The sequence below is a fragment of the uncultured Gemella sp. genome, from assembly GCF_963525165.1.
In the GTDB taxonomy this organism is placed as follows: domain Bacteria; phylum Bacillota; class Bacilli; order Staphylococcales; family Gemellaceae; genus Gemella.
This window is the reverse complement of sequence record NZ_CAURJN010000027.1, coordinates 17388-28627: the sequence shown is the minus strand read 5'-3', so window position 1 is coordinate 28627 and position 11240 is coordinate 17388. Positions and strand designations below refer to the sequence as shown.

At 29.7% G+C, this 11240-nt stretch carries 9 protein-coding genes; all 9 read left to right on the top strand.

What is annotated here, in order from left to right:
* Positions 1-428: glycine betaine ABC transporter substrate-binding protein (locus RWQ74_RS06435; RefSeq protein ID WP_314397455.1), on the top strand; the 428-nt coding region annotated here is incomplete at its 5' end.
* Positions 429-640: 212 nt separating this feature from the next.
* The gene (locus RWQ74_RS06430) at positions 641-1273 is read left to right on the top strand and encodes a hypothetical protein (protein WP_314397454.1); all 633 of its coding nucleotides are present in this window, start codon (positions 641-643) and stop codon (positions 1271-1273) included.
* A 14-nt stretch (positions 1274-1287) separates the two neighbouring features.
* Positions 1288-2019, top strand: a complete 732-nt coding sequence (locus RWQ74_RS06425; RefSeq protein WP_314397453.1) for a type II toxin-antitoxin system antitoxin SocA domain-containing protein — start codon at positions 1288-1290, stop codon at positions 2017-2019.
* Positions 2020-2299: 280 nt separating this feature from the next.
* Complete coding sequence (locus RWQ74_RS06420; RefSeq protein ID WP_314397452.1) at positions 2300-2698, top strand: Bro-N domain-containing protein; 399 nt, start codon at positions 2300-2302, stop codon at positions 2696-2698.
* 343 nt (positions 2699-3041) lie between these two features.
* Positions 3042-3827, top strand: coding sequence for a RecX family transcriptional regulator (locus RWQ74_RS06415; protein ID WP_314397451.1), 786 nt, complete (start codon positions 3042-3044; stop codon positions 3825-3827).
* Positions 3828-3839: 12 nt separating this feature from the next.
* Entirely contained in the window at positions 3840-5657 is a 1818-nt protein-coding gene (gene lepA, locus RWQ74_RS06410; RefSeq protein WP_314397450.1) for a translation elongation factor 4, read from the top strand.
* Positions 5657-6790 carry a radical SAM family heme chaperone HemW gene (gene hemW / locus RWQ74_RS06405; protein WP_314397449.1) on the top strand — a complete coding sequence of 378 codons (1134 nt, stop codon included), beginning with the start codon at positions 5657-5659 and terminating at the stop codon, positions 6788-6790. The genes lepA and hemW overlap by 1 nt, the downstream gene beginning before the upstream one ends.
* Positions 6791-6889: 99 nt before the next feature.
* The gene (gene rnc, locus RWQ74_RS06400; RefSeq protein ID WP_314397448.1) at positions 6890-7603 is read left to right on the top strand and encodes a ribonuclease III; all 714 of its coding nucleotides are present in this window, start codon (positions 6890-6892) and stop codon (positions 7601-7603) included.
* 21 nt (positions 7604-7624) lie between these two features.
* Entirely contained in the window at positions 7625-11179 is a 3555-nt protein-coding gene (smc, locus tag RWQ74_RS06395; RefSeq protein WP_314397447.1) for a chromosome segregation protein SMC, read from the top strand.
* Positions 11180-11240: the final 61 nt, after the last annotated feature.

The window sequence follows — 11240 nt, the reverse complement described above, 5'->3', positions numbered from 1 at the left end:
AAAATTCTTCAAAAGTAGGATTCTCATTAGAATTTAATGATAGAGAAGATGGTGGAATAGGACTTAAAAATCTTTATCACTTAAATCTAAATATTAAAACAATGGAACCAGCATTAAAATATCAAGCAATTTCGAATGGTGATGTAAATATTATCGATGTATTCTCAACAGATAGTAAAATAATTACAAATAAACTTAAATTGTTAAATGATGATAGACGTTTGTTCCCACCATATCAGGGGGCACCGATATTAAGAGAAGAGACTCTAAAAAAACATCCAGAACTTGAAAAAATCTTGAATAAACTTGCTGGAAAAATAACAGAAAAAGAAATGACAGAGATGAACTACAAAGTTGATGTAGACGGAAAATCTGCATATGACGTGGCAAAAGAGTATCTACAAAAAGAAGGATTAATTAAAAAATAACTGGTATCTTAGTTGAAAATAAAAGTTCTCAAGCTATATGGTTTGGGAATTTTTTAATTAGTTAATGAATTTTAAAATTATTGTTTAGGTATTTTTATTAGTTATTAAGGGAGGAAAGGTGTTTATAAAACTATTTGATAAAATTTAAGTATGTTTCTTGATTTTTTCTATTTTTGATTGTATTATTAATAATAGTATAGGAGAATGTCATTATGGAGATTGAGAAGATTGTACAATTATTAAATAATATAGGAGAATACCATAAAACTTTTTCAAATAATTTTTATAAGAATAAAGAAATTATAAACCTTAAAAAGACAACTATAGATAAGATTTTAAAGGAAAAAAGTTATAATGGTTTATTTATGGATTTAATAGATGAGTATATAAAACTAATTTCAAAGGAGATATTAGTTTCAGAAATTAGATTGAATTCTAGTAAATTTACTATAAGATTTAGAGGAAAGAATAGGGAGTCGGTACTTAATAAATTATATTATTATCGTTTTGATAGGGATGAATTTCAAATACCTATTCAAAAATGTTTAAATGACATTATGGGATTTAGGATAATACTAGAATCGAATTTAAGTTATGATGAATTGTTGGAGAAAATAGAAAATTCAGAATTATTAAAAGTACAGCTTTTTCGTCAATATGTAAGAAAAGATGAAAATTATCATGCGATTCATATATATTTAAAGAGTTCAAGTAATATTTATTTACCCTGGGAAGTTCAAATTTGGAAAAAAGAAGATGAACAAGTTAATGAAAGTGAACATAAAAATCATAAATCAAAACGAAAATATATAAATTGGATTGATATGTATAAGAGAGAAGAGTAGAAGGAGGTCTTTTTATGTTCGAACATATAATTTTATTTTCGAGTTCGTATAGAACAAAAAGAAGAATAGGGTGGCATTACGCGTCTGAATATATTAGTAAAGATATAATAAACTATATTTTTGAGAAAACCTCTGAAATTATTTTAGAACCAAAATATGCGGTACATAGATTAACAACAAACTCTCCTAAATGGAAAAGTGTGATAGAACTAGATAGCTTTTTTGAGGATATTTATGTTTTTACTGATTTAGAGGAGTTTCTATTAGAGATGAAGGAAGATTCTCAAATTACGGCTTTAGATGTTTCGAAATTTTTACTTAGTCTCAAGTCGATGACTAATTTGAAACTTCAAAAAATGATTTATTTGGTATATGCAGAGTATTTAGAAAAAACAGGGAAAAAACTTTTCAAAGATGATATTATTGCATTTAAGTATGGGCCTGTTATTCCAAGTGTTTATGAGTATTATAAAGATAATGGACGAAATGATATACAAATAGGTAAAGATGAGGAAATTATTACTCAAGAGATAACTTTACCAATGGTATTAGCGAGATTTCTTCAATCTTTAGATGAGAAGAATGTAATTAATTCTATCCAAAGTACTTTTAAAAAATATGGGAATCTTACAGCAAGTGAATTAGTCACAATTACTCATAGAAAAGGAACTCCTTGGGATCATACAAATATAAATGATATTATTACTGATGACAATATATTGAAATATCATCATTTAGAAAAATAAAAAAAGATTAACGGAACTAATTTTTTGTACTAGTTAGATTTCGTTAATTTTTTTTAACTTTCATTTCCATCTAGTTTTTGATAAAATTATAGATGAAGAAAATTATAAATTTAAGAGATAAGAATAGTGATATAAAAATCTAATTTAGGAGAAAATGATGAAATGAAGTAATAGCTAAGAGTATTTTATTTATAAGAAATTATATCAGTTGTATGTTACATATAGTTTTAAATTCTAGGTAATTGTAAACAACAAATGAAATTCAGAAGGGAGAATAATTATGGATAATGAGATTAAATTATTTGAAGGAAATCAAATAAGATCAATTTGGGATAATGAAAGAGAAGAGTTGTATTTTAGTATTGTTGATATCGTTGGAGTATTAACAGAAAGCGAGAATCCAAGGAAATACTGGAGCGTATTAAAAACAAGACTAAAAAAAGAAGGAAATGAACTGGCTACAATTTGTAGCCAGTTGAAAATGAAGGCAACAGATGGGAAGATGAGAAATACTGACGTTGCGGATATGCAAGGTGTATTTTGTATAATTCAATCTGTACCATCTCCTAAAGCTGAGCCTTTTAGAATGTGGTTAGCAGAGGTAGGAAAAGAAAGAATAGATGAAATTACAGATCCAGAATTAACTATAAGCGACTTAGTAGATATTATTCATAGATAATTTACTTTAGGATTATATAGGGAGTGACTCAAAAATCGTGATTTCAAAGAAATAGATTTTGCCGAGTCTCCCAGCACAGTTTATTAGATATCTAAAAAGTTTTTATAAAGCGAATTTAGATATCAATAAACCACTGCGTCTATGAGTTTTCATATACACTTTTTTAAATTTAGGGCTTTTGAGTCACTCCCATGTAGAAAAATAAAAAAAGGTTAGCGAAACTAATTTTTTGTACTAGTTAGATTTCGTTAATCTTTTCTTTCTAACATTTCCTTTTTTATGTGATTTTTGATAAAATTAAAGGTAAGAGTTTTAGCGAGGAATGTAGAAAGTAGGTGTAAATTTGCAAATTACAAATATAACAAAGCTAAAAGTTAAGTATAAAATTGAATTAGAAAATGGTAAACATTTCTATGTTTCAGAAGATACGATAATTAAATATGGACTTATAAGAAAAATAGATTTATCAAAAGAGCAACTTAAAGAAATAATTTCTCATGAAAGTATAGAGAGTGCCTATAGCAAGGCAGTACATTATTTACAATTTGGTTTAAGAACTAAGCAGGATATAAGAGAATATCTTCAGAAGAAAGAGATTGCTGAAAATGTTATTGATGAGGCAATAGAGAAGTTAATAGAAATAGGTTATCTGAATGATGACCACTATGTAGAAGCTGTGGTAATGGATTATTTTAACCTAAATCAAAAAGGACCGTATTGGATACAAAGAAAATTATTAGAAAAAGGCTTGGATAAAGACGTTATTGAAGAAAATATTACGAAGATTTGTACTGAAGAAGCAATGATAGAAATGCTTTATAAAATTATTGAACGTGAATATAAGGTACGAAGAGAGACGAAAAATAAAAAAGTTCAAAAAATAACACAAAAACTTTATACAAATGGCTTTACATCTGATATAATAAGAAAGGTGTTTGACATATTTTTCGAAGACTATGAGGAAGAAGATGAAGATGATATATTAGATGAGCATTTTAGAAGGGCTTATCAGAGTTATAGTCGCAGATACGAAGGATATGCACTTAAACAAAAGCTGATTGAAAAGCTAATAAGGGATGGTTTTTCGTATTATACAGCTAAAGACTACGTAGAAAAACAAGATTTGTAAAGGAAGAATAAAATGGATAAAAGAAATGAAAGGCAAAAGAAAATAAGGAACTTTTCTATAATTGCACATATTGACCACGGGAAATCGACTCTTGCGGATAGAATTTTAGAGAAAACAAAGGCATTAGAACAACGTGAGATGAAAGCACAACTTCTGGATTCGATGGATATTGAACGTGAAAGAGGTATTACGATTAAACTTAATGCAGTACAATTACAATATACTGCTAAAAATGGAGAAGAGTATATTTTCCACTTAATCGATACACCGGGACACGTAGACTTCACATATGAAGTATCTCGTTCTTTAGCAGCATGTGAAGGGGCTATTTTAGTAGTTGATGCTGCTCAAGGTATAGAAGCACAAACTTTAGCTAACGTATACTTAGCATTAGACAATAATTTAGAAATTATTCCAATTATTAACAAAATCGACTTACCTGCTGCTGATCCTGAGAAGGTTAAGACTGAGATTGAAGATGTAATTGGATTACCTACAGATGATATCGTTCTTGCTTCTGCCAAAGCGGGTATTGGTATTGATGAAATCTTAGAACAAATCGTAGAATATATTCCAGCTCCATCAGGTGATGCGGCTGAACCACTACAAGCCTTAATCTTTGACTCTTTATATGATGCGTATAGAGGAGTTATTGTCTCAGTTCGTATTAAGAACGGTACTGTAAAAGCTGGAGATAAGATTAAGATGATAGCTACTGGTGGTGTGTTCGAGGTTACTGAAGTTGGTATTCACACACCTAAAGAAAAAATCGTTGATGAACTTACTGCAGGGGATGTAGGATTTATCTGTGCATCTATTAAAAATGTAAGTGAAACTCGTGTAGGGGATACAATCACATTAGCGAATAATCCTGCTAAAGAAGCATTACCTGGATATAGAAAATTAAATCCAATGGTATTCTGTGGATTATATCCAATCGATTCATCAAAATATAATGACTTACGTGAAGCATTAGAAAAATTAGAACTTAATGACTCAGCTTTACAATATGAAGCGGAAACTTCTCAAGCACTTGGATTCGGATTTAGATGTGGATTCTTAGGAATGTTACATATGGAAATCATTCAAGAGCGTATTGAACGTGAGTTTAATATTGATATCATCGCAACTGCACCATCGGTTATTTACAAAGTTGAGAAAACTGACGGAACTTTAGTAGATGTATCAAACCCATCAGAAATGCCAGATCCACAAAAAATCAATAAAATAACTGAGCCATTCGTTAAGGCGAGCATTATGGTACCAAATGACTATGTAGGTGCTGTTATGGATCTTTGTCAGAAGAAACGTGGTATCTTCTTAAATATGGAATATATCGATGATACAAGGGTTAATATTACTTATGATATACCTTTATCGGAAATCGTCTTTGACTTCTTTGATCAACTTAAATCTAATACAAAAGGATATGCGTCATTTGACTATGAATTAACAGGATATAAAGATAGTAACCTTGTTAAGATGGATATTCTATTAAATGGTGAACAAGTCGATGCTTTAAGCTTTATCGTTCACAGAGAATTCGCTTACCAACGTGGTAAAGTTATTGTAGAAAAACTTAAAAAACTTATTCCTAAACAACAATTTGAGATTCCTATCCAAGCGGCAATTGGAAACAAAATTATCTCTCGTGAAACTATTAAAGCAATGCGTAAAAACGTTCTTGCTAAATGTTACGGAGGGGATATCAGTAGGAAACGTAAACTATTAGAGAAACAGAAAAAAGGTAAAGAGAGAATGAAAGCTGTTGGTAGCGTAGAAGTTCCTCAAGATGCCTTCATGGCTGTTCTGAAAATGGATGAAGAATAATGAAAAGTTATCCACGCGGAGTATATATTCATATTCCATTTTGTAAGTATATTTGTTCATACTGTGATTTCAACAAGTTTTATATACAAAGACAACCTGTCGATAAGTATATAGATTGTTTAATCAAAGAAATTGAGGGTATGGAAAACATTCAAAATGTTGAAACTATTTATATTGGTGGTGGAACACCGAGTGCATTAAGTGATGAACAACTTCATCGTCTACTGACTGCACTTAGAAATAAAATTCCACAACAACTGCGTGAATTTACTTTTGAAGCTAACCCTGAGGATCTTGTTGATTCTCGGGTTGCTTTGGTAAAGGGCTACGGAGTTGATAGAATTAGCATGGGGGTTCAGACTTTTAATAATGAACTGTTAAAAATTCTTGGACGAGGACATGTTGCTGATGATGTAGATATGGCGATTGCTAATTGTAAAAAACATGGGATTGAGGACATTAATGTAGATTTAATGTTTTCATTACCGAAGCAAACTATGGATGACTTATATGATAGTATGAAGAAGGTTGCAGAATACAATATTAGTCATATTTCATGTTATTCATTAATCTTGGAACAGAAAACCAAGCTTTATAATCAAGTTAGAGATAAGAAAGTTACATTACCTTCAAATGAAATAGAAGAGAAAATGTACAATGAGGTAATTAACTTCTTAACAGAAAATGGTTATGAGCAATATGAAATCAGTAATTTTGCTAGACCTGGTCATGAGAGTGTTCATAATAGCAGTTACTGGAGGAATATAGAGTATTACGGTCTTGGAGCGGGTGCTCATGGTTATATTGACGGAGTACGTTATGCTAACCAAGGAGCATTGAAATTCTATATTGATAGTATGTTAGAAAAAGGTCATGCTAGACGTGAAGAGAATACTGTAACACTTAAGGAAAGAATTGAAGAGGAAATGTTCTTAGGACTCCGCCTTTTAGAAGGTGTAGATTTAGATATGTTTGAAGAAAAGTATGGAAAAAGAGCAGAAGAAATCTTCAAAGATGTAATTGATAGAAACATAAGAGAAGGTTACATAGAGATTGAAGGTAATAAACTTTGTTTAACTAGAAAAGGATTATTCTATGGAAACGATGTGTTCTCTGAGTTTTTATTGGATTAGTAAAGTATTTTAAAATATGATAATAATTTTGTGGGGGAAACTTGATAATTTATGTGAAATTTTGAGTTTCTCCTAATAATAAAAGAAAGGAGAACTATTATGGAACGAACATATATTGAAAGATTACTTAGTAATTTGAATGAAGAGTATGGATTTAATTTGAAATTCAGTGATAATTTTAAAAATGCATTTTCTCATTCTTCTTATACTAATGAGAAAAGAATTGCGAAGCATCTGAATTATGAGCGCCTGGAATTTTTAGGGGATGCTGTTGTTGAACTTACAACAAGTGAATTTTTATTTAAGAAATTTTCTGAGCTTCCAGAAGGGGAACTTACTAAGCTACGTGCATCTATTGTTTGTGAAAAAACATTGGTTAAATATGCTTTGCAACTTGGTTTAGATAAATGTATTTATCTAGGTAAAGGTGAAGAAAAAATGGGCGGAAGAAGTCGAGCAGCTTTACTTGCTGATATTTTTGAATCTTTCACAGGAGCAATGTATTTAGAGTCGAATCTTGAAGTGGTGAAAACTTTCTTAAATAATACTTTATTTACAGAAGTGCAAGATCTTGAGTATCACAGCTTTGTAGATTATAAAACTATACTACAAGAGTATGTTTCGAAGATTAAATTAGGTGATATTGAATATGTAGTTCTTGATTCTAGTGGTCCATCACATTCAAAAACTTTCACGAGTGCTATTTTAATTGGTGGAAAACAATACGGAAGCGGAACGTCTACAACAAAGAAAGAGTCAGAACAAATCTCAGCAAAACAAGCATTAGAAAAGCTTGGATATAAAGATATTTAAAATTAATGAAAGGAAAAAGAGATGAAATTAGCAAAGGTTGAAGTTACAGGTTTTAAATCTTTTCAGAAGAAGACAACATTTGAATTTAAAAATAATTTAATTGGTGTTGTTGGACCGAATGGTTCGGGAAAAAGTAATATAATTGATGCTATTCGTTGGGTTTTAGGGGAGCAGTCTGCTAAAAATTTACGTGGTAGTAGCATGAAAGATGTTATCTTTTCAGGGACTGAAGATGCGAAAAGAAAAAACTTTGCTGAAGTAGCGGTAACATTTTCTAACGGAGAAGATAGTTGCGAAATTAAAAGACGTTTGTATAGAAATGGAGATAGTGAGTATTACATTGATAATAAACGTGCAAAACTAAAAGATATCACAGATATATATTTAGATCTTGGAATTAATAAAGAGAGTTATAGTATTATTACTCAAGGTAAAGTAGAAGATATTATTTCATCTAAGCCTGTTGATCGCCGAGCAATTATAGAAGAGGCATCAGGAGTATTAAAATATAAAAATAAGAAAAAAGAAACTAATCTCAAATTAGAAAAAACAAATGACAATTTAATGAGATTAAATGATATTTTCTCAGAAATCTCAGGTCGTTATGAGATTTTAGAAGATCAAAAGAATAAAACACAAAAGTATCTTGATTATTCTAATGAACTTGAAGAGAAAGATATTTTATTAAATGTCTATAATATTGCTGAATATCAAAAGAGACTTGCAGATTTACTACGAGTTAAACAAGACAAAGAATCTGAAAAACTTGGGCTTGAAAGTAGACAGGAAGAACTTATTAAAGATTTAGAAAGTATCAAGAATAGCTTAGTTTCTCTAGATAGAACTTATATGAAATATCATGATGAAGAGTTAGAGCTAGTTCAGAAAAAAGAATCTCTTCAATCGCAATTGAGCGTTATTGAGGAAAGAAAAAATAATAGAACTCTGAGAAGTGAAAAAATTAATGATGATATTAAGTATCTTGAGGAAAGAAAACAAAACCTTGAGAATAAGTTAGCAGAAAGAGAAAATCTAAATACTGAAACTAAAAGTAAAATTCAAAAGATTAATAAAGAAATTTCTTCATTAGAATCGGGAGAAGAGAGTAAATTAGAATTAATCGAAAGAAAAATAGAAGAATTAAAAGATAACTATTATAGCTTAATAAATGAAGAAACTAAACTAGAAAATAGTATTGAGTTTGCTAAGAAGAATTTAGAAAGTGCTGATGAAAATAGTAAAGAAATTCTTGATAATATTGAAAGACAAAAGCAAGTTTTAGATTTAAAAATAGAAGAACTTACAGCAGCTAATGGTGAACAAAAAGCTTTAAATGAACAGCTAGCTAACCTTCAAAAAGAACTTGATATATTAGTTGAAAAAAATATTTTAATTAATTCAAATGGGAAAAATATTGATGAACAAATACGCACAGGATACAACTTTAAGAGTAATCTTGAAAATCGTAAGAAGTTCTTAGAAGATCAGATTAATAATTTAAGTTTTTACAATATTGGAGTAAAAGAAATTCTTGCGAATAAAGATTCTTTAGCTGGTGTTCACAATAGTGTAGCAAATATTGTAGAATTTGATAATGAGTATGCTGTTGCAATTGATATTGCTTTAGGACAAGCACAACAAAATATTATTGTTGAAAATGAGCATGTTGCTAAAGAGTGTATTAATCATTTAAAGAAAACTAATAAAGGTAGAGTTACATTTTTACCGTTAAATAATATTAAAGCAAAAGCTATAGCGAGTGATATTTATAGAACAGTAGTAAATGAGGAAGGATTTATCAATATTGCTGAGAATCTTATAACTGTTGACACTGAATATAAAAATATAATATCTCATCTATTAGGATTTGTTATTATCGTTGATAATATGGACAATGCCAATAGAATAGCTCGAAAGATTAATTTCAGAAATAAAATTATTACGCTTGATGGACAAATCATCAATAGTGGTGGATCTATCACAGGTGGTGCTATTAATAAAAATAATAACTCATCTATTAAACATAAGGCTGAACTTGATGAGCTAGTGCAGAATCTTGAAAAAATTAATGATAAGATTGAAAAATTAGCTGATGAGAAGAGTTTACTAGAAAGTCAACAACAACAGCTAATGGATGAAATTCTAAATTCTAAATCTGTGAGAGAAGAGGTGATTTTAAAACTTAAGCAATTAGAATTAAGTATAAATCATAAAAACTCTGAAATTTCCGATATTAAAGTGAATATAGAATTAAATAAGAAGAAACTATTAGAATTCAAAGATACTGAAGATAATTCGAGTAATATTGTTGAGTTAACTCAAAGTCTGGAGAAAATTAGAGTAGATCTACGAAAACTTGATGAGAAAATTAAGGAAGAAAGTAGTAAGAAACAAAATGCCCAAAGTACAGAGGAATTGTTCTTAGAGAAAATTGCTGAGCTTAAGATTGAAAAATCAAAATTAGAAGAGACAACTAAGCATGGTTTAGAGTTAATAGAATCACTATTAGCTGATATAACAGATATAAATGAGCAACTAACAAGATTAGAAATGTCTAAAGATGCAGAGTCTTTAAGTGAGGAAGATGAGCAAAAGATATTAGAAAATAATTCTAAGATTATTGCTGAGTGTAGTGAAAGATTAACAACGCTTAAGACGTTATTATCAGATCTTGATATGGAAAAAACAGGATTATTCAAACGCGAAAAAGAAATTACGGTAGCTCAACAAAGAAATAACGAAAGTCTACGTCAAAAAACTTCAGAATTCGAAAAATTAACTGTAGAACAGACGAAGATAGAAGTTAAGATCGATGAATATCTAGAGAACCTTGTTACTAACTATAATGTAACATATGAGAGTGTATCAAACAGATTAACTGCTGAAAATATTGAAGAAGTACCTTCATATAAGAATGATGTAGCAAGACTTCGTAAAGAGATTGTAGAGTTAGGTAATATTAACTTAAATGCTATAGCAGAGTTCGAAGAGGTTAAAGAACGTTATGACTTCTATAATGAGCAAATTACCGATCTTGTAGAAGCAAAAGAAAAACTAGAAGAGACTATTGCAGAGATTGATAAAGAAGTAAAAGAACGTTTCTTAACAACATTTGTTCAAGTAGCAGAAAACTTCAATAAAATATTTAAAGAATTGTTCAAAGGTGGTTATGCAGATATGACTTTAGAATCACCAAATGACATATTAAATACTGGAATAGTAATCGAAGCTTCACCTCCTGGTAAAAAACTTCAAAACCTTTCATTATTATCAGGTGGGGAAAAATCTTTAACTGCGATTAGCTTATTATTCGCGATATTACAGGTTAAAAATCCTCCGTTTGTAGTACTTGATGAAGTTGAAGCGGCACTTGATGAAGAGAATGTTAATAGATTTGCAAAATTCTTAAAAGTTTATTCGGAGAATAATCAATTCCTAGTTATCACACACAGACGAGGAACTATGGAAGCTATGGATACTTTATACGGAGTAACAATGCAAGAAAAAGGTATTAGTTATATCTTAGAATTAGAGTTGAAAGATGTTATCGAGAACTTCAAAGAAGTTATAGAGTAAGCAGATAAACTTTTATAATAGGTTAAAAGACACGATTAAGTTTAAACTTAACCGTGTCTTT